The organism is Chitinimonas sp. JJ19, assembly GCF_036961565.1.
In the GTDB taxonomy this organism is placed as follows: domain Bacteria; phylum Pseudomonadota; class Gammaproteobacteria; order Burkholderiales; family Chitinimonadaceae; genus Chitinimonas.
The window spans coordinates 1-19,975 of record NZ_JBAMDD010000020.1 but is presented as its reverse complement, the minus strand read 5'-3'; the positions used below and the strand labels follow the sequence as shown (position 1 = coordinate 19,975).

General features: G+C 63.0%; 12 protein-coding genes. 4 read left to right on the top strand and 8 right to left on the bottom strand.

Annotated features, from left to right (window positions below; genetic code table 11):
- Window positions 1–281: 281 nt before the first annotated feature.
- Both dnaK and grpE read right to left on the bottom strand, forming a co-directional pair.
- Window positions 282–2,204, bottom strand: coding sequence for a molecular chaperone DnaK (dnaK, locus tag V7714_RS18720; RefSeq protein ID WP_335711085.1), 1,923 nt, complete (start codon window positions 2,202–2,204; stop codon window positions 282–284).
- A gap of 140 nt (window positions 2,205–2,344) precedes the next feature.
- Complete coding sequence (grpE, locus tag V7714_RS18715) at window positions 2,345–2,908, bottom strand: nucleotide exchange factor GrpE (RefSeq protein ID WP_335711084.1); 564 nt, start codon at window positions 2,906–2,908, stop codon at window positions 2,345–2,347.
- A gap of 451 nt (window positions 2,909–3,359) precedes the next feature.
- Here grpE and aceA point away from each other — a divergent pair, with 451 nt between their 5' ends.
- The 3 genes from aceA to V7714_RS18700 all read left to right on the top strand — a co-directional run bounded on the left by aceA (window position 3,360) and on the right by V7714_RS18700 (window position 9,641).
- A complete protein-coding gene (aceA, locus tag V7714_RS18710) occupies window positions 3,360–4,658 on the top strand; it encodes an isocitrate lyase (protein ID WP_335711083.1) in 1,299 nt (432 codons plus the stop codon).
- A 529-nt stretch (window positions 4,659–5,187) separates the two neighbouring features.
- Window positions 5,188–7,359 (top strand): malate synthase G, encoded by a 2,172-nt coding sequence (locus V7714_RS18705; RefSeq protein WP_335711129.1) that lies wholly within the window; start codon window positions 5,188–5,190, stop codon window positions 7,357–7,359.
- A 257-nt stretch (window positions 7,360–7,616) separates the two neighbouring features.
- The gene (locus tag V7714_RS18700) at window positions 7,617–9,641 is read left to right on the top strand and encodes a CAP domain-containing protein (RefSeq protein ID WP_335711082.1); all 2,025 of its coding nucleotides are present in this window, start codon (window positions 7,617–7,619) and stop codon (window positions 9,639–9,641) included.
- Window positions 9,642–10,184: 543 nt separating this feature from the next.
- Here V7714_RS18700 and V7714_RS18695 read toward each other — a convergent pair.
- From V7714_RS18695 to V7714_RS18670, 6 genes are all read right to left on the bottom strand, one after another.
- The gene (locus V7714_RS18695; RefSeq protein ID WP_335711081.1) at window positions 10,185–12,749 is read right to left on the bottom strand and encodes a bifunctional diguanylate cyclase/phosphodiesterase; all 2,565 of its coding nucleotides are present in this window, start codon (window positions 12,747–12,749) and stop codon (window positions 10,185–10,187) included.
- Between the two features lie 209 nt (window positions 12,750–12,958).
- Window positions 12,959–14,113, bottom strand: coding sequence for an acyltransferase family protein (locus V7714_RS18690; protein WP_335711080.1), 1,155 nt, complete (start codon window positions 14,111–14,113; stop codon window positions 12,959–12,961).
- A 176-nt stretch (window positions 14,114–14,289) separates the two neighbouring features.
- On the bottom strand, window positions 14,290–15,375 hold the full coding sequence (locus V7714_RS18685) for a caspase family protein (protein WP_335711079.1): 1,086 nt from the start codon (window positions 15,373–15,375) through the stop codon (window positions 14,290–14,292).
- Between the two features lie 166 nt (window positions 15,376–15,541).
- Window positions 15,542–17,599: an adenylate/guanylate cyclase domain-containing protein gene (locus tag V7714_RS18680; RefSeq protein WP_335711078.1), complete on the bottom strand. Its 2,058-nt coding sequence runs from the start codon at window positions 17,597–17,599 to the stop codon at window positions 15,542–15,544.
- Window positions 17,578–18,297, bottom strand: a complete 720-nt coding sequence (locus V7714_RS18675) for a hypothetical protein (protein WP_335711077.1) — start codon at window positions 18,295–18,297, stop codon at window positions 17,578–17,580. The genes V7714_RS18680 and V7714_RS18675 overlap by 22 nt, the downstream gene beginning before the upstream one ends.
- Before the next feature lie 34 nt (window positions 18,298–18,331).
- Window positions 18,332–19,030, bottom strand: coding sequence for a Crp/Fnr family transcriptional regulator (locus tag V7714_RS18670; protein ID WP_335711076.1), 699 nt, complete (start codon window positions 19,028–19,030; stop codon window positions 18,332–18,334).
- Between the two features lie 170 nt (window positions 19,031–19,200).
- Here V7714_RS18670 and V7714_RS18665 point away from each other — a divergent pair, with 170 nt between their 5' ends.
- The gene (locus V7714_RS18665) at window positions 19,201–19,962 is read left to right on the top strand and encodes a hypothetical protein (protein ID WP_335711075.1); all 762 of its coding nucleotides are present in this window, start codon (window positions 19,201–19,203) and stop codon (window positions 19,960–19,962) included.
- The last annotated feature ends 13 nt before the right edge of the window (window positions 19,963–19,975 follow it).

Genomic DNA, 19,975 nt, shown 5'->3' with positions numbered 1-19,975 from the left:
ATAACGTGAAGTGTGAAACTGAAACAGCCAGCATCCCGGCTGCTCTGCGGCTGACAGTACCCGGCGCACCCAGGACAGTGCTACGCCTCTTCGGCACTTTGCCGTGTCCACCAGCCCGGATTCTTGGGCGGCGAGACACGGCAGCATGCCTTATCCGGCAGGCAAGGCCAACTGCGCCTCACCCGGAAAAGTACCGGCGGTAGCCTGGCTCAGGGCTAGAGGCGGCAAACCACCGCCTGCCCCCTGGCCCGGCACCCTCGCCGGTCTCTTCCACTTCACGCTTATTGCTTGTCGTCCTTCACTTCGGTGAACTCGGCATCCACCACATTGCTGTCGTCCTTCTTGGCCTCGCCAGCCGGGGCTTCGGCACCTTCTGCGCCTTGCTGGGCGGCGTACATCTTCTCAGCCAGCTTGTGCGAGGCGCTCATCAGCGCTTCGGACTTGGCATCGATGGCGGCCTTGTCATCACTCTTCACGACGCCTTCGGCTTCGGTCAGGGCAGCTTCAATGGCGGCCTTCTCGTCGGCGGCGATCTTGTCACCGAATTCGCCCAAGGACTTCTTCACCGAGTGGATCAGGCTTTCCAGCTGGTTGCGTGCACCCACCAGTTCGGTCAGCTTCTTGTCTTCTTCGGCGTTGGCTTCGGCATCCTTCACCATGCGCTGAATTTCTTCTTCGCTCAGGCCGGAATTGGCCTTGATGGTGATGTTGTTGGCCTTGCCAGTCGCCTTGTCCTTGGCCGACACATGCAGAATGCCGTTGGCGTCGATGTTGAACTCCACCTCGATCTGCGGCACACCACGGGCAGCACTGGGGATACCCTCCAGATTGAACTGGCCCAGCGACTTGTTGGCAGCCGCCTTCTCGCGCTCGCCCTGCAGCACGTGAATGGTCACGGCGCTCTGGTTGTCATCAGCGGTAGAGAACACCTGCGACGCCTTGGTCGGGATGGTGGTGTTCTTCTGGATCAGCTTGGTCATCACGCCGCCCAGGGTTTCGATACCCAGGCTCAGCGGGCTCACATCCAGCAGCAGCACGTCCTTGCGGTCGCCCGACAGCACCGAACCCTGGATGGCAGCCCCCACTGCCACGGCTTCATCCGGGTTCACATCGCGGCGGGCTTCCTTGCCAAAGAACTCCTTTACCTTGTCGATGACCTTGGGCATGCGGGTCTGACCGCCAACCAAGATTACGTCGTCAATGTCGGTCACCTTGAGGCCGGCATCCTTCAGCGCAATACGGCAAGGCTCGATCGAACGCTCGACCAGGTCTTCCACCAGGCTCTCGAACTTGGCGCGGCTGATCTTCATGGCCAAGTGCTTGGGGCCGGTGGCGTCCATGGTCACATAGGGCAGGTTGATCTCGGTCTGGCTGGTCGACGACAGTTCGATCTTGGCCTTTTCGGCCGCTTCCTTCAGGCGTTGCAGCGCCATCACATCGTTCTTCAGATCGATACCTTGTTCCTTCTTGAACTCGGTCACGATGTAGTCGATCAGACGCTGGTCAAAGTCTTCGCCGCCCAGGAAGGTGTCGCCATTGGTCGCCAGCACTTCGAACTGCATGTCGCCGTCCACATCGGCAATCTCGATGATGGAGATATCGAAAGTACCGCCACCCAGGTCATAGACAGCAACCTTGCTGTCGCCCTTTTCCTTCTTGTCCAGGCCAAAGGCCAGCGCGGCAGCGGTAGGCTCGTTGATGATGCGCTTCACATCCAGGCCAGCAATGCGGCCGGCATCCTTGGTGGCTTGGCGTTGGCTGTCATTGAAGTAGGCCGGCACGGTGATCACGGCTTCGGTCACTTCCTCGCCCAGGTAATCCTCGGCGGTCTTCTTCATCTTGCGCAGCACTTCCGCGCTGATCTGCGGCGGGGCCATCTTCTTGCCCTTCACTTCCACCCAGGCATCGCCATTGTCGGCGCGCGAGATGGTGTAAGGCATCAGATCGATGTCCTTCTGTACTTCCTTCTCTTCAAACTTGCGGCCGATCAGGCGCTTCACCGCGTACAGCGTGTTGCGGGGGTTGGTCACCGCCTGGCGCTTGGCCGGCGCACCCACAAGGATTTCGTCGTCATTGGTGTAGCCGATGATGGACGGCGTGGTGCGTGCACCCTCTGCGTTCTCAATTACCTTGACGTTGCCGCCTTCCAGCACGGCCACGCAGGAGTTGGTGGTGCCCAGGTCAATACCGATGATCTTGCCCATTTTGTAGTCCTCTCAATAACTTGCCGGCTGGGCCGGCTGGAATTTGTATAACCTTGTTAGCTAAGTGGGGATGTTGCGACAGGTTTCAAGTGGAATCATGCTGCGCACCTGGCACCGACCGCCCCATCCAGGCTCATGCCTTACTCAGCCTTGGCCTTGGCGACCACCACCATGGCGGGACGCAGGATGCGATCGGCAATCACGTAGCCCTTCTGCATCACGCTCACCACGGTATTGGCTTCCTGCTCCGCCTCCACAGCGCTCATGGCCTGGTGCTTGTGCGGATCCAGCTTGTCGCCAGCCTGCGGGTCGATTTCCTTGACCTGGAACTTGTCGAACGCACCACAGAGGTTGCGCAGCGTCATGTCCACGCCCATCTTGATGTTCTCTATGCTGGAGTTGTCCTTCAGCGCCATCTCCAGGCAGTCCTTCACAATCAGCAGTTCGCTGGCGAACTTGCCCACCGAGTATTTATGCGCTGCGGCCACATCTTCCTGGGCACGGCGGCGGATATTTTCGGTCTCAGCCTTGCCATACAGCAGTGCAGTCTGCAGTTCAGCCACCTTGGCCTCCAGCGCTGCCACCTGGGCCTCCAGGCTCTCGGCAGCGACGGGCTCTTCGCGCTCAAGCGCTGCAGCATCCTGCTCAAACGCCTGATCCTGCTGGCTTTCGATGGGGTTTTCGGTCTGGTTTTCCTGTTGCATATTGCTATCTCCTGAAGCGATAGCCCACAAGATGAGGATGGTTATTGGGATTTCAAGCCCCCCCTTATGCAAGCCGGGTTCAAGCCGGGTGCATCCCGCCCAGCACTCCTTGTCAGGTACCACGCCAGCTAGCCACCCAGGGGGCTGCGCAGCATGCGCAAACCCACCACACCTGTCTCCTCACCACCACGCTGCTGTTGTGATTTCATATAAATCAGACGCTCGTTTGAAAAATATGGTGCACTGCACATGAAACTCCTTATAATCGACTACACAAGTAACGGAATACCCTAGCTGGCCCACCCCATGCCAGACCCGGGTCCATATCGCCCCAAGCAGCATCCAGCCGGGGCGCCGGCAGACAGAACATCTGTCTGCCCCTCCCGAGCTACTCCCCAATGATTTGCGCGCCACCGGCTCGCCGGGGCCGCCGCCCAACGAGGTAAGAGATATGTCGACTCGCGAACAACGCATCGCCGCTATTCAACATGACTGGGACACCAACCCACGCTGGAAGGGTATCAAGCGCGGCTACACTGCTGCCGACGTCGAGCGCCTGCGCGGCTCCGTCCAGAACGAATACAGCCTGGCCCGCCGTGGTGCCGAAAAGCTGTGGGATCTGGTCAATAACGAACCCTATATCAATTGCCTGGGCGCCCTGACCGGCGGCCAAGCCATGCAGCAGGTCAAGGCCGGCGTCAAGGCCATCTACCTGTCCGGCTGGCAAGTGGCTGCCGACAACAATGAATACGCCGCGATGTACCCGGACCAGTCCCTCTACCCGGTGGATTCGGTGCCCAAGGTCGTCGAGCGCATCAACAACGCCTTCAGCCGCGCCGACGAAATTCAGCACTCCAAGGGTGTTGAGCGTGGCGACAAGGGCTTTATCGATTACTACGCCCCTATCGTGGCCGATGCCGAAGCCGGTTTCGGTGGCGTACTGAACGCCTACGAACTGATGAAGTCCATGATCCGCGCTGGCGCCGGTGGCGTGCACTTCGAGGACCAACTGGCCTCGGTGAAGAAGTGCGGCCACATGGGTGGCAAGGTGCTGGTCCCCACCCAAGAAGCCGTGCAAAAGCTGATCGCCGCCCGTATGGCGGCTGACGTCTACGGCGTACCCACCCTGGTGATCGCCCGTACCGATGCAGAAGCCGCTGACCTGCTGACCAGCGACTACGACGAGAACGACAAGCCCTTCCTGACTGGCGAGCGCACTGCCGAAGGCTTCTACAAGACCAAGAAGGGCATGGAGCAGGCCATCAGCCGCGCCGTGGCCTACGCCGAGTACGCCGACCTGGTGTGGTGTGAAACCGGTACGCCTGACCTGGAGTTTGCCCGCAAGTTTGCCGAGGCCGTCCACGCCAAGCATCCGGGCAAGCTGCTGGCCTACAACTGCTCGCCTTCCTTCAACTGGAAGAAGAACCTGGACGATGCCACCATCGCCAAGTTCCAGCGCGAGCTGGGCGCCATGGGCTACAAGTACCAGTTCATCACTTTGGCCGGTATCCACTCCATGTGGTACAACATGTTCGACTTGGCCCAGGACTACGTGGCCCGCGGCATGTCGGCCTATGTGGAACGCGTGCAGGAGCCCGAATTCGCCGCCCGCGACCGTGGCTACACCTTTGTCAGCCACCAGCAGGAAGTCGGCACCGGTTACTTTGATGACATCACCACCGTCATCCAGGGTGGCCGTTCTTCGGTGACAGCGCTGACTGGCTCGACGGAAGAAGAGCAGTTCCACTGAGCTGATTGCAAGGCTGGCGTGGGCATGGCGCATGCCCGGCAAAGCCGGGCTGGATAGACCAGCGCTGTATAGCTGGTCAGTCCCGCCTCCTCCGCCCCTCTCGCAGGAGGGGAGCCTTGCTCACACTTGCCAGTGGATTGCCCCACGTTCAACGCCGCCCCAGCTCACCGAGTTCGGGCGGCGTGTTTCCATCGGCAATCGCCATCGACGATCTCCATCAATAATCAGGCAGTGCAACCACGCCATGGTTTTCTTTATCGTCACCCGCAAGAGCCTGGACAACTTGCTTGCACACAGCGATGGCACGCCATGCGTGCTCTGGCTGGGCGGAGACATCCTCGACGATACCGTAGAGGCACGTATTCCGGCGTCCATGTCGCTCAACTGGTTCTATGATGCTATCGATCCAGCGGATAAGGCCAGGATGGCGGAATGCATAGAAACCATACAACTGCATCATCCCGGTGAAGCCATCACGATCGAACCTTCGATAGGACCGCTTCCAAGCCACAGGGAAGGACTCTCCAGCATGACCGAACGTATCCAGCACGGCAGCCTCGCCATCGCCCGCGAGCTGCACGAACTCGTCAACAACGAGATCATCCCCGGCACCGGTATTGCACCGGATGCCTTCTGGTCGTCCTTCGAGCAGATCGTTGCCGACCTCACCCCCAGGAATCGCGCCCTGTTGGCCCGCCGCGATACCTTGCAGGCCCAGATCGATGCATGGCACCGCGCCAACCCCAAGGCCGACTTTGCCAGCTACAAGGGCTTTTTGACCGAAATCGGCTATCTGCAGCCGGAAGGCCCGGACTTTGCCATCAGCACCAGCGGGGTAGACGAAGAGATCGCCACCCTGGCCGGCCCGCAACTGGTGGTGCCGGTCAAGAATGCCCGCTACGCCCTCAATGCCGCCAATGCACGCTGGGGTTCGCTGTATGACGCCTTGTATGGCACCGATGTGATTGCCGAAGCCGACGGCGCCGAGAAGGGCAAGGGCTACAACCCCGTCCGTGGCGCCAAGGTGATCGCCTTTGCCCGCAATTTCCTGGATGAGATCTTCCCGCTGGCGCTGGGCTCACATCACGATGCCACGCTGTATAGCGTACAGGATGGCAAGCTGGCGGTCGCCCTCAAGGGGGGTGAGATCACCGGCCTGGCCCAGCCCTCGCTGTTCGTGGCCTATACCGGCGATGCCGCCGCACCGGCCAGCGTGCTGCTCAAGCACAACGGCCTGCACGTTGAAATCCAGATCGACGCAAGCCACCCCATAGGCGCGACCGATGCCGCCCATGTGAAGGACCTGTGCCTCGAAGCTGCCGTCACCACTATCCAGGATTGCGAAGACTCGGTCGCAGCTGTCGATGCCGAGGACAAGGTCGAGGTCTACCGCAACTGGCTGGGCCTGATGCTGGGTACGCTGGAAGACACCTTCGACAAGGGTGGCAAGCCGGTGACCCGCCGCATGAACGGCGATCGCAGCTATACCGCAGCGCAGGGTGGTGAGCTGAAGCTCCACGGCCGTTCGCTGATGTTGCTGCGCAACGTCGGCCACCTGATGACCAATCCGGCCATCCTGCACCAGGGCGAGGAAGTGTTCGAAGGCATCATGGACGCCGCCATCACGGCCCTGATCGCCAAGCACGATATCGAGGGCCGTGGCAGCCTGCGCAACTCGCGCACCGGTTCCATGTATATCGTCAAACCCAAGATGCACGGCCCCGACGAAGTAGCCTTCGCCGTTGAGTTGTTCAGCCGGGTCGAAACCGCCCTGGGCCTCAAGCCACTGGCGCTGAAGATAGGCGTGATGGACGAGGAGCGGCGCACTTCGGTCAATCTGAAGGAATGCATACGCGCTGCCCGCGAGCGCATTATCTTCATCAACACTGGCTTCATGGACCGTACCGGCGATGAAATCCACACCGCCATGGAAGCCGGTGTCATGGTGCGCAAGGAAGCCATGAAGGCCACCAAGTGGATAGGCGCCTACGAGAACAGCAATGTGGATGTCGGCCTGCTCTGCGGCCTGCAAGGCAAGGCCCAGATCGGCAAGGGCATGTGGCCCAAGCCCGACCTGATGGCCGAGATGCTGGCTGCCAAGCTGGGACACCCCAATGCCGGCGCCAACTGTGCCTGGGTGCCTTCGCCCACAGGCGCCACCCTGCATGCCCTGCACTACCACAAGATCAATGTGGCGCAGCGCCAGGCCGAGCTCAAGCTGCGGCCACGCGCCTCGGTGGACGATATCCTCACCCTGCCGCTGGCGCCCAGCACCGACTGGCAAGCCGACGAAATCCGCAGCGAACTGGAGAACAACTGCCAGGGCATACTGGGCTATGTGGTGCGCTGGGTAGACCAGGGCGTTGGCTGTTCCAAGGTGCCGGACATCCATAACGTAGGCCTGATGGAAGACCGTGCCACCCTGCGTATCTCCAGCCAGCATGTCGCCAACTGGCTGCGCCATGGCATCGTCAGCGAAGCACAGGTACGCGAGGCGATGGAGCGTATGGCCGCAGTGGTCGATGGCCAGAACGCCGCAGACCCGCTCTACCACCCCATGGCGCCGGATTTTGCCGGCAGCATTGCCTACCAGGCAGCCTGCGAGCTGGTGTTTGACGGCTGCAAGCAACCCAACGGCTACACCGAACCGGCGCTGCACCGCGCCAGGCTCTTGGTCAAGGCAAAACAGGCTGGCCGCTAGTCCTTAAGATTGGGATGCGAGTCGCCTAGGCCCGCACCCAGCCCGCACCGGACGAGACTGGTATCAACAAAGCGCTGATGGCAACATCAGCGCTTTGTTATTTATCACCATCCCGCCCACATTCGCCGGCCCCGGCCTACAGCAAGGCTTGGCGCCGACCACCCGTCACGCCGCCACAGCCTGACGCGAAAACGGACTGTATCGCCAGCAGCCAAGGTGATACATTTCATGCAATTGTCATTGCAGGAACCACCTTGATGCTTGCCACCGTACTGTTACTCAGCACGGCGAATGCCGCTACGATCGCCGTCCAGCCCGCGCCAGCCGATTACCCCGCTCCGCGCTTTCCTGCCTCCATCGCCGAGATGGAGCATACCGTGCGTACCCAGTCGGTACAGGCGGCTACCGGCTATAGCGTCGACCCCGGCAGCCGGGCGATGTCGCGACTGTTCTACCGTACGGTATTTGCCTCGTCCAACGGTGTGGCCAGCGGCTGGAACGGCAATCTGGCGGCCTGCAATGCCGGCGATACCACGGCCGATTTCAAGGCTGCCATACTGCGCCGTATCAACTGGTTCCGCGCCATGAGCGGCATACCGGCGGCGGTCTCCTTCGACCCCAGCTTCAACGCCAAGGCGCAACAGGCTGCACTGATGATGGCAGCCAACAAGTCGCTGAGTCATTCGCCCCCCACCAGCTGGCTGTGCTACACCAGCGGGGGGGCCGATGCAGCCGGCAATGGCAATATCGCCCTGGGCAACTTCGGCCCCGGCGCCATTGCCAACGGCTATATCAGCGATGGCGGCGGCAACAATGCGGCCGTAGGCCACCGCCGCTGGATACTGTATCCACAAACCCAGTTCATGGGCACCGGCGATGTGGATGGCAGCATAGCCGGCACCAGCAGCAATACGCTGTGGGTGTTCGACGGCAATATGTGGGGCGCCCGCCCTGCCGTGCGCGACGACTTCGTGGCCTGGCCGCCCAAAGGACACGTACCCTACACCACGGTGTACCCGCGCTGGTCGTTCTCGTATCCCAAAGCCGATTTCTCGGCCGCCACCGTGACCATGACCCAGAACGGTAGCGCCATGGGGCCGGTCAAGCTGGAAGCCCTGGCCAACGGCTACGGCGACAACACCCTGGTTTGGTTCCCTGCCGGCACCCGCGATGGCGTCAACCTGCCCAAGCCCACGGCCGATACCACCTACAACGTGACCATAGACAATGTAAAGGTGGGTGGTGCAACGCGCACCTTCAACTATGCCGTCACCGTCTACGACCCCGATGTGGCCGGCACGGGTGACATCACGCCGGTACCCACGGGCAGCACCTCACCCGTCGTCGGGCAGGCCACGCCCTACCAGTTCGAGGCCGTACCCGGCGCCACCGCCTACCAGTGGCGGCCCATCTCGCTCACCCCCTACAGCCTGAACGATGGCGCCGAATCCGGCAGCGGCAACTTCAGCCTGTCCACCTCGGCCGGCTACAACGTGGTGCAGGGCGATCTGGTCGCCGGCGGCGCGGCATCGTTTCACCTGGCCCATATCAAGGCCACCGACCAGACCATGACGCTGACGCAGCCGTTCTATATAGAGCGCGGCGCCAGCCTCAGCTTTGCCAGCCGCCTGGGCCTGGCAACCAGCGACCAGCACGCCAAGGTCGAGCTCTCGCTGGACGACGGCGCCAGCTGGACCAGCCTGTATCAACAGGCCGGCAACGGCAAGGCCGAGAGCAGCTTCACGGTGCGCGATATCTCACTGGCCCAATATGCTGGCCGTACTGCACAGCTGCGCTTCCGCTATGCCTTCTCGGTGGGCAGCTTCTATCCGCAGGCCAGCAAGGGCACGGGCTGGTACGTGGACAACATCGCCCTCAGCGGCGTGGCGGCCTCATTGCCCGGCAGCCCTGCCACAGTCCCCAGCAATGCCTTCAACTACACCCCGCCCGCCATTGGTAAGGCACTGTTGCAGGTACGGCCCGGCATGTACAACGCCTTTGGCGACTGGGGTCCAGGCCTGGAAGTCGCCGCAGTGGGCGGCACCAAGCCCACGCCTTCCGAGGCCGAGCGGTTGATGAACTGGGCCGAGCGCACCTACCCGCAGTATTTCAGCCCGGCAGCAACCAGCCAGCAAATCGATATTTACACCGCCCGCGCCTACGCCAAGGGCTACTACCTGGGCCTGGCCAACGGCATCGTCTATGTCTACGGCCCGGACTTCGGCCCTGACATCCTGGCCGTAGGGCCGGCCAGCAGCTTCCTGGCGACCTGTGGTTGTTAGAGCCTAGCGTGATTGGATAGGCGATAGTGTGTACTTAAGCGCAGTACAGGCACCCGGGTAACCCGGGTGCTAACCATGGCAGCAACTCAAACAGCGGCTCCCCCTTGATAGATTCCCACCCCTACGCCCCGCCCGCCGGCGGGGAACCTCGCTGGCGCTCGAAGCGGTCTGTCCGGGGCACAGCGGTGACGTGTGTTTAAGTGCAGTACAGGCACCCGGGTAACCTGGGTGCTAACCATGGCAGCAACTCAAACAGCGGCTCTCACTGATTGATTCCCCCCCTACACCCCGCCCTCCGGCGGGGAACCTCGCTGGCGCTCGAAGCGGTCTGTCCGGGGTTCACAGCGGTGGCGTGCGTTTAAGTGCAGTACAGGCACCCGGGTAACCCGGGTGCTAACCATGGCAGCAACTCAAACAGCGGCTCTCCCTGATTGATTCCCACCCCTACACCCCGCCCGCCGGCGGGGAACCTCGCTGGCGCTCGAAGCGGTCTGTCCGGGGTTCACAGCGGTGGCGTATGTTGGCCAGGCGAAGGCGGCCGGTTCATTGGTCCAGTTGATGCGCCACCCAGGCGGCAAAATCCGCAGCGGGCATGGGGCGGGCAAAGAAATAGCCCTGTATATAGTCGCAACCCATATCCTGCAGCATGCGCCACTGGGCATCCTGCTCTACACCCTCGGCCGTTACCCGCGCCCCCAGGCCGCTGGCCATGGTGATCATGCTTCGCACCAGCAGGCGGGTGCTGTGGTCATGCAGGCCATCGATGAACAGCTTGTCCAGCTTGATCTTCTGCACCTTGTAGCGCCGCAGGAAGCTGAATGTGGCGTAGCCCGTACCAAAGTCGTCAATGGCGATATCGATGTCCGCCGCCTGAAACGCCTGCAGATTGGCCGTGATGGCGGTCGAAGTCTCCAGCGCCAGCCCTTCGGTCACCTCGAACTCCACTGCGGAGCAACTCACCTGATGCCGCGCCATGGCGGCAAACAGCCGGATGACCAGCTTTTCGTCCTCCAACTGCCGGGGTGAGAGATTGATCGCCAGCCGTAGCGGGATAGGCAGCTGGCTTTGCCACTGCTGCAGCTGTGCCATAGCGGTCTCCATCACCCAATCACCCAGGTCCAGTATCAGCCCGCCCTCTTCCGCCAGCGGCACGAACTCGGCGGGCGACACCACGCCGAACTCGCTATCGTGCCAGCGCAGCAACACCTCGGCGCCCACCGGCTGGCGGCTGGCGGCATCGACAAAAGGCTGGTAGGCCAGGCTCAAGCCCCCTTGCACCAGCGCCCGGCGCAGCGCCTGCAGCAAGGCCAGCCGCCGCTCCGCCAGTGCGCGCAGCGTCTGGTCATACCAGACCAGCCTGTCGCGTCCGCCATGTTGGGCCTGATCCAGTGCCAGGCAGGCTTCCTGCAACCGTGCTGCGCCCAGCTCCTCAGCCTCGCACAGCACCGCGCCCACCCGGCACTGCGGCCGGAAATGCTGCGCCCCTACCATAACGGGCTCGGTCAATTGCACCATCAGGCTATTGAGGCGGGCATGGCCAGCAGCAGCCTGGCCCGCGTAGAGCAGCAGATCGAAACGCTTGCCACCGCTACGGGCCGCCAGTTCACCAGGCTGCAGCACCGCACTCAAGCGCGCCGCCATGGCAACCAGTACCGTATCGCCCGCCTCGCGACCATACAGCAGGTTGATGTCTTCCAGTTCCTCCAGCCGCAGCACAGCCACCACCACCACGCCGCTCCAGTCCTGTCGCCGCAGCAGCAATTCCTCGCTCAGGCGCAAAGCGCTCGACAGCCCGGTCAGCGGATCGAAATACACCTGCTTGTGCAGATGCTGTTCCACATCGCGCCGGCTGGAGGTCTCCAGAGACAAGGCCACCAATGCGGCGGCCGCCACCAGGAAATTACCCTCATCCTGCAACCATGCTGTGCCCGCCTCGCGCTCCACCAGCACCTCGCCCACCAGGCGACCATCACGTATCACCGCCGCGCGGGCGCGTGCCTGCGGTGTCTCTTCCAGCATCAGGTATTCCTGCGCGAGCTGCCTCGGGTTGTTTGTCCGCTGCGGCCCTGCCTGCCCCGACCAGGCAGACTGGCTGGCGACATCGATATCGGCGAGTGCCGTGTCCACCTGCGCATCATGACGCAGCAGACTGACCCGCTGTGCCCGGATGGCCTTGCCCAGAATAATGGCAAAGCGCTGCCAGTAGTCGGCATCCGTGGCGTCCGAGCCATGGTGGTGGGCATAGGTCAGCGCAACCAGGGCGACATTGGCGGCCCGCAATTGCGCCTGACTGGCCATCGCCAGGTTCAAGGCACGCTGCCGCAGCCGTGCGTCACGCAACAACCCCCACCCCAGCAACAATATCAACATCACCAGCAAACCGGCGGGCACCAGCAGGGCATGGATAAACGCACTGCCGCTCTGCTTAGGCCACCAAACCACATAGCGCCCCTGTACGCCATCAACCTGCGTCAGTGCCACATGGGCCGCGCCCGCCAAGGGCGCGCTGCTCACGGTCAGTCCATCCAGCCGTTGCTGTGACAGCACATCCGCCACCCGCGCCACATCCAGCTTGCGGGCAAAGACCAATACCCGATCCGAGCGCAGCTTGGCGTATTTCGTGCTGTCCTGCGGCTGCACCCGCAAGGCTGTCACCCAATAAGCGTGGTCGCCCCAGCGCAGGTCACGGCTGATTTCCTTGCCGGCGGCAGCCGCCCGGGCGTCACTCAGCAAGGCCCGCCAGGCTGGCAGGCGATCCAGTTCGAACTCGGCGCCATCCCTCAGCTCACCGCGCAGCATCAGGCGCAATACGCGGCTGTCGCCCTCGGCCAAGAGCATCAGGTCTATCTTGAGCTTGGTGTGTATGGTCTCGGTCGTGCTGTCGTCGAACCAGGCCAGGTCAGGCTGCGCCGGCATGCCCACCTTGCCATACATGTCGTCCCACAAGGCATAGTCCGACAGACTGGCCGGCAACTGCTGCCTGGAGGCATCCAGCAGCGCCATGACCAGGGCCTGCTCTGCCGCCACCGCAACCTCGTTCTGGCGCACAGCCGTACGCCACAGCAGCCATGCCAGGCCACCGATCAGCAACGCGATCAGCAACATCATGCTGAGCACGTATCGATGCAGCGTCTGGCGGGGTAATCTCTGCTGGGGGTTCAAGTCGCCTCCGTGGCTGCGCCTACGAACGGCACAGCTCAAGGCAACTATAGCCAAGCCAGCCCCTTTGGGTAGGGAGCTGTATGGACTTTCGCTGCGCCGCATGGCCGCAGGCGTTCCGGCTGGCAGGCAAGCAGGACACCCACCTTGCCTGCATCTCAGGTAGCGGTTTTCCCTTGATCCAACCCACCCCAGCACCGCCTACCCCACCGCAGCAGCGGCCGCTCCAGCCAGCGATGGAACAGCACGCCAAAGCCTATGCACAGCAGGCAGGCCAGCAGCAGCACCAACAGCCACGGCCCTTGCTGCTGTGGCATACCCTGGTCTAGCAGCCAGCGGAAAGCCGGTAATCCCGCCAGCAACAGCAGACCCATATGGGTGAGATAGATCGAATAGGAAGCATCCCCCAGTTTTTCCAGCCAGGTCATGGCGCGGCTGCGGGCCTCCCAGTAGGGCGACAAGCTGGCCTGCATCAGCACAGCAAAGGCCAGCCCTAGAAGCGTGATACCCAGACTATCCTCGGCAATGGGCTTGCCCGACTGCTGGAAAGCGACCACCAACCAGAAGCACAGTGTGGCGGCCAGCGGCACGGAGTACTCCATCAGCCAGCGCCCCGCTGGCGTCGCCGCGCCATGCCGTGCCCACAAGGCGCTCGACATGCCAAAGAAGAACAGCAAGGAATAGTTGGAGAACAGATACGCCACCGACCAGGGTATGCTGACCAGCTTGCAGGCAAGCAAGACGATACCCAGCAACCAGGACACCATCAGGAACAGTCCCAGCCTGCGATTCAATATCAGGATGCCAAACACCAGGTAGAAGGCCAGCTCAAACCGCAGGGTCCAGCCTATGCCAACCAGCATGGGTTCGGCTGTGGCCGTGTGCAGTATCACAATATCCATCAACGGCCGCAGCCACCCCCGGCTAGTGCCCAGGTACCAACCCGCGGCCAGCGTCAGCAGCAAGACCACCCAGTATGGCGGGTAGATGCGCAACAGCCGTTTGAGCAGGTAGGCGCTGGCGCGCTCAGGCCTGCCGATATCGTCGGCGTGTACCCACATGATGATGAAACCGCTGAGCACAAAGAACAGCTCCACCCCCAGGCTGCCTATCGCCAGCAGGCCGCCCAGCAAGGGCGCGCCGGCAAAGGGCGCCAGCAGCAGGGCACAGTGAAACACCAGCACCATCAGTGCCGCCAGGCCCCTCAGGCATTGCAGAGTATGCAACTGCTGCGCCGGTTGCACGCCGCACTGTGCCTGCTGGGCAGGCAGCAGCGCAGCCACGGTGAGGTTGGGGGGCAAGGTAGTATGCATGCGTAGTCCTGCAGAACAGGCCCACCGACGGTGACACCGGACTAGCCAGGGTGACCACGGGCAAACCCGGATCGTGGCGGGGCACCTTGCCCGGCCTGGATCCATGGCATGCAGTATGGGGATCGTGCCACCAGACCGCTGTGAGCCAGCTCACAGACCGGTGGGATAGCGCAGCACTACAGTGGTGGCGGCGGCAGGTAGCGAGTGCTGCGCTTGGCTTCATCCGCCTGGCTGGCCTGCCGTTGCAGCTCGGCAATCTGCGACGCCAGCTGCTGCCGTATCGCCCGGGTCGCCGACGCCTCCGCCCTCACGCGGGCTGCCGCCTGCTCGTTGGCCTCATGCCGTGTCTGCAGTTGCTGGCTGCGCTTGAATACCGCCTCGTCGCTGCTATCGCTACCCGCCAGCCGGCCGAGTTCAGCACGCAGCCGACGGCCCTCCGCTTCACGTGCCAGCACTTCTGCATCCAGCCGGTTTTCCAGCGCCTGCTTGTCGCTGTGCTGACGCTGCAGCTCGACCAGATCCGATTTGGGGGCGCAGCCGGCAAAGCAGAACTCGCCGGTAAACGAGGTATAGACATAGGGCACTTGTTTGCGCCCCAAAGCCAACAGGGTTTCACCCTGCACACCCTGGCTTACCCGCTTCAGCATGTCCTCTATGCCCAGCCGGGGCGTGGCAATGTGCTGAAGAAAATGCCGGGTGAGCGTACCGTTACGCCCGCTGCCGTCAAAGGCGGCCTCATTGGCGCCCGTGGCATACAGCACCATGGTGCCTGCCGGCACGAAATCCATGCGGGCCAGGCCCTGGCGGGTCAATTGCCCTGCCCACGGGTTGTCCCGGCAAGCGTCCAGCACCACCAGGTTCAGGCTGTTGCGTGCCTCGCCCAGTGCCTGCATCAACACCCGCAGATTGACGGTTTCGTTCTCCAGCGCCGCCAGCGAGCGCAACGTGGCCTCGGTCGGTATCAGGTAGTTATCGCCATGGATCTGGACCGCGTGGCCAGCGTAGTAGAACACCCCCACATCAGCCGGCCCCAGGCTGGCGGCATAGTCGCGTATGCTGGCCTGCAGTACGGCTGCCGTCGGCAGATTCTCCAGGCACACCGGGGCAAAGCCCTGCTGACGCAAGGCCTCGCAGATATCCACCGCATCATGGCGCGGATTGCGCAGGCTGCCGGCGTGGACATAGTCGGCATTGCCAATGACCAGGGCCAGCCGCCGTGGCGGCTTAAGCTCGGCAGCGACCGGTAGGTTTGCCAAGGTCATGGCAGCAGCAAACAGAAGGTAGGCTAGGCAGCGGGACAAGATAGGCAAATAGACACCCCAGGCAACATCCCACAGGGAATGGGTGATTTTCTCCTTGCGGATTTTAACACGACCCCACTCCCCTCTCTGCCTGCCGCAGGGTCGCCTGCCGCAGGATCGCCTGCCGCTACTTCTGCTCCAGCAGGTAGCAGGCCTGGTCGGTGTCCCACCAGCCGGCCTGGCGCCAACGGCGCAGGGTGGCGGCATCCTGCTCGAACGGCGGTGGCGGAGCAGGTTCGCCACCGGCCTCGAAATCCCGGCGCCAGACGTCCCAGGCCGCTACCGCAGCCAGATCCACCGCTTCGTCCTGCAGATGCAGGGCCCACGCCGCCAGGCTTCCCTGCCGCCCCTTCAGTTGCACCTGGGCCAACAGGCGCGGCTGCAGGCCCAGATGGCTGGCGGCTGGCAGCATCTCTGTCGTCACTATCAATCTGGCCGAGAAATGCCGGGTCAGCGCCTCCAGCCGTGCCACCAGGTTGAGCGGATCGCCGATGATGCCAAACTTGCGTATGCCCCCCTCCGGCCCGATCTCACCCATGCAGACCTTGCCCTGTGTCAGTGCCACCCCGGCGAACAGCCGGGCCGCCAACTGCTCGCGCTGCACCAGCGGCATATCCGGCGGCAGTCGTTGCGGCAGGGCTTTCAACCATGCCTGCTGCCGGCGCAGCAGCATCACTGCGGCTTGTAGCGGCTGCACGCCATCGCAACTAGCCTCGCCATCTGCCAAGTCTGGCCAGTAGTAGCACACCATATCGCCCATATAGGACTCCAGCCAGGCGCCATGCTCAAGCTGCATACCTGCGGTTACCTGGGTCAGGTAGTCGTTGATGAAATCGAATACGGCCAAGGCCGAGGGTAGCTGGCGGGTCAGGCTGGCGTAATCCGCCAGATCACTCATCAGCACCACGGCCTCCACCTGCTGCCCCTGCTTGGCCAGGGGCGTATCCGCCAGCAGCAGATGGCGCACCTGCGGTGGCAGGAAGCGCGCCAGCACACTGTTCTGGCGCGTGCGCAGGTAGAGATGCCCGGCATGGCAGACACCGGTCGCTACCAGCAGGGCTATCAGCAAGGCTGTCCAGGGCAGCAGTGCATAGGGGTAGGCCAGCGGCGCCAAGAACCAGGCTGCCCCACCCAGCACCAACGCCAGCAGGCCCAGCCAGCGGGCACGCAGATAGCAGCAGGCCGCTATCCAGCCCGCCAGTGTCAGCAGGCCCAGCAGCAGCAACCATGGCCAGGGCAGCAGCCTGGGGCCATCGCCCTGCAGCAGGGTGGCCAGACCATCCTCAATCAAGCGGCCACCCGAGCGCAATGCCACACTGCCCCCGGGGCCAGTGGGCACCATATGTACGTCTTCCACCCCGTGCTCATCGGTCAGTTGCAGCACCACATGGCGCCCCTGCACCTGGGGTGACAGCGCTTGCCAGGATCTAGTCTCGCAAGCGACCAGTTGGCTCAGTGGCAGCGGAGCAACCCTACCGGCATCACCAAAACGCAGGGCCAGCAGGCCAATTGTGTCAGGGGGCGGTATGGCAAAGGCCCCCAGCAGGCTACCTGCATCCGTACCCATATGGCGTATCAGGCCATCGGCCCCCAGTGGCAAGGTGGGTTGCACCATGCGTACACCGTCGGCAGCACCCAACAGCCAGGCATGGGGCGGCGGCTGGCGGTCAGACAGTGGGGTGGGCAGTATCAATGCCCGCCGCGCTGCAGCATCCATATCCAGCGGCGCTGTGCGCTTGCGGCCGGCCAGCGTCTGGCAGGCCTGCTCCCCCAGCAGTGTGCACAATCGGGGCGGTTCTCCTGTCGGCAGACAGGCAACAAAATCCTGGGCGCGACGATTGCGCAGGGCGATCTGAGCATCCAGTACCACCGAGCGTGCGCCCATGGCAACCAGCCGCTCCACCGCCAACGCCTGCAGGGTCAGCGACTGCTCGCGGGATACCGAGAGTGGGATATCGGCATCAAACACCACCCGCTGCGTCAGGGGCGATGCCTGCCGCTGATTGGCGGCCAATACCCGGTCATAGAAAACCGTATCCAGCCACCGCCACTCCAGCACGAGGCTGGCCCCGGCCGCCAGGACCGCCAGCCATAGCGCGGCCAGCCACCAGCGCGGCCGGCTCAGAGGCAACGCCAGGTATAGCGCCCGGCGCATTGCCGCCGTCACGGCGCTTCGACGCGCCATTGTATGGCGTATTCCGCCTCGCCCGCCAAGGCAGGCTGCTGCAGGGCCAAGCGCTGCAGCACGCAGTTCGCCAGCGCGGCATCATTCTCCGCAGTGGCGGCAAAACCCTGCTTGGCCTGATAACGAAGGTCCAGGCTCAAAGGCCAATGCAGGCCCTGTTTTTGCCGGCACAGATCCAATACGGCCACCTGGCCCTGCACCCAGGCGGCAAGTACCTCCTTGTCAGCGGGCATGCTGGCAGCTACCGACCTTAGTTGTACGGTAGCGGCCACATTGGCACGTTGCCGCAAAGGTACGATGGACTCCACCACGCATACCTGTGCCGCCTCCTTGCCACACTGCAACTGTTCGCCGCGCCACTCGCACCCCGCCGCTGCCAGCCGCGACTGCCAACCCGATCCGGCCTGCAGGCGCAAGACCAAGGGCCGGTCATGCCAGCCATCGCAGCGTAACCTGGCTGGCTTGCTGCCCGCAGGGGCCGCCATGCTCAGTGACACAAAGCCATGCTGTGCAATCACCAGCTCGCCCTGCTCCAGGCGCAATCTGTCCTTGCCACCGCAGGGTGCCTGGTTGTGGTAGCGATCACTGGAGATGGGATCGATCACGATGCTGCATGTCATCGCATGCCCTACGCCCGCCACCGCCCATAGGCCAGCAGCCACCGCTATTGGTGCGCGGCGCATTCCCCACCTTTTCATGCCTATTCCTCCCTACATGCTGCTTCGCCTGCCGCTAGGCCCCGGTCAGGCCCAGTCGCTGCAAGTCATCAGGCTTGAGTATCTGTATGCGCCCGTCCACCACCGCGATCAGGCCTGCCTCATCCCAGCTGCGCAGCAATTTATTCACGCTCTCCCGAGTGGCGCCTACCATGCCACCCAACTCGCCCTGTGACACCCGCAGTTGCAAATAATGCCTGCCCTGCAGTTCGGTGCCATGGGCAGAGGCCAAAAACAGCAAGGTACGCGACAAACGCGCAGGCACGTCAAGCACAGACAGGTGCTCCACCCGCTCAGTCAAGGTACGGATACGCTGGCACAGGGCTATCATCAGCTTATCGCGCACTGCGGGGTGCTGCGCCAGAAAGGCCAGAAAACCCTGCCGGTCTATATAGGCCAGCTCGGCACGGCTGCTGCATATCACCGTGGCGCTGCGGCGCTGTCCGTCCAGCAGGGCAATTTCGCCAAATGTCGTACCGGCATCCAGCAGCGACAAGACGGTCTCCTGCCCCTCCTCGTTGCTGGCCACCACCTTGAGCACGCCACGCAGCACGGCATAGAAGCGATCCCCGGCATCGCCTTGCAGGAACACGGCCTCCCGCGCCCTGACCTCCATCAGCGACATGCGCGCTACCAGTGCATCCAATTCCTCGTCATGCAAGTCGGCAAACAGGGTGTTGCGCGCCAACATGTCGCGCAGCGGGATCGGTTGCACTATTTATTCCATCCAGACGGTTCGGTTACCATCATCTTAACGCCATCCGCACCTTGGCGGACCATGGCCTGCCACCGCGCTTACAGGCCGACCAGGCACCCAGGCTCAGCATCGCCTGCGCACCAACGCAAGGCGACAGTCCCTCCCCATCGGTATCCATCAGGTTCTACATGCAACGTCCTACCCCACTCAGCTGCTCGCTGCCCGCCCTCGCCATCCTGCTGCTGGCCCTGCCAGCCCAGGCCGAGGAAGCCACATGGTCCATCAGCACCGGCATCCGGGTCTGGTCCAATGAGTGGGAGGCCAACAGCTTCCCCTACGCCAGCTACCTGCCGGGCAATGGCAGCCAGCCACAACGGCAGGTGGTCGCCAAGATGCGCTCCGATGCAGAGATCGTCCCGATACCGACACTGTCGCTCCGTTATGGCAACTGGATACTGAATGGCTCGGCTGCCATGGAGCGAGAGTTCCGCTTCAATGACAACCTGAGCACCCTTTATGCCTCCCGCCGGGAACAGGACATCAACCTGGGCTACTTCTTTGCCCCCCAGTTCAATGTCGGCGTGGGTTACAAGCGCCTGCTGTGGGATGCGGTAAACATAGACGGCCCCACCCTGTCTGTCAGCGGCGCAGCGCCGCTGGACACCCACCTGGCCCTCTACGGTGGCGCCGCCATAGGCGCGCTGAAGACCCGCACCAGCAGCCTGCCTGGCTCGCTCAGTACCCGCTACTTTGTCAGCGAGGTAGGGCTGACCTACAACCTGGCAGGCATCAGCCCCAGGCTCTCCAGCGTCTCTGGCCTGTTCGGCTACCGCATGCAGAAGCTGACGGTACACCGCTTTCCCTTGGCCGACAGCGCGGGCGGCCGCTACACCAGCAGTATTTCGGACTTTACGTCCGGCCCGGTCACTGGCCTGACCCTGCGATTCTGACCAACCTGCCGGG

Bases quoted from the DNA above. Each gene is read 5' to 3' on its own strand.
- V7714_RS18700 (WP_335711082.1), top strand. From the start codon at position 7,617: ATGCTTGCCACCGTACTGTTACTCAGCACGGCGAATGCCGCTACGATC.
- grpE (WP_335711084.1), bottom strand. From the start codon at position 2,908: ATGCAACAGGAAAACCAGACCGAAAACCCCATCGAAAGCCAGCAGGAT.
- V7714_RS18685 (WP_335711079.1), bottom strand. From the start codon at position 15,375: ATGACCTTGGCAAACCTACCGGTCGCTGCCGAGCTTAAGCCGCCACGG.
- V7714_RS18695 (WP_335711081.1), bottom strand. From the start codon at position 12,749: ATGATGTTGCTGATCGCGTTGCTGATCGGTGGCCTGGCATGGCTGCTG.
- V7714_RS18675 (WP_335711077.1), bottom strand. From the start codon at position 18,297: ATGAAAAGGTGGGGAATGCGCCGCGCACCAATAGCGGTGGCTGCTGGC.
- V7714_RS18665 (WP_335711075.1), top strand. From the start codon at position 19,201: ATGCAACGTCCTACCCCACTCAGCTGCTCGCTGCCCGCCCTCGCCATC.
- V7714_RS18690 (WP_335711080.1), bottom strand. From the start codon at position 14,113: ATGCATACTACCTTGCCCCCCAACCTCACCGTGGCTGCGCTGCTGCCT.
- dnaK (WP_335711085.1), bottom strand. From the start codon at position 2,204: ATGGGCAAGATCATCGGTATTGACCTGGGCACCACCAACTCCTGCGTG.
- V7714_RS18705 (WP_335711129.1), top strand. From the start codon at position 5,188: ATGACCGAACGTATCCAGCACGGCAGCCTCGCCATCGCCCGCGAGCTG.
- aceA (WP_335711083.1), top strand. From the start codon at position 3,360: ATGTCGACTCGCGAACAACGCATCGCCGCTATTCAACATGACTGGGAC.
- V7714_RS18680 (WP_335711078.1), bottom strand. From the start codon at position 17,599: ATGGCGCGTCGAAGCGCCGTGACGGCGGCAATGCGCCGGGCGCTATAC.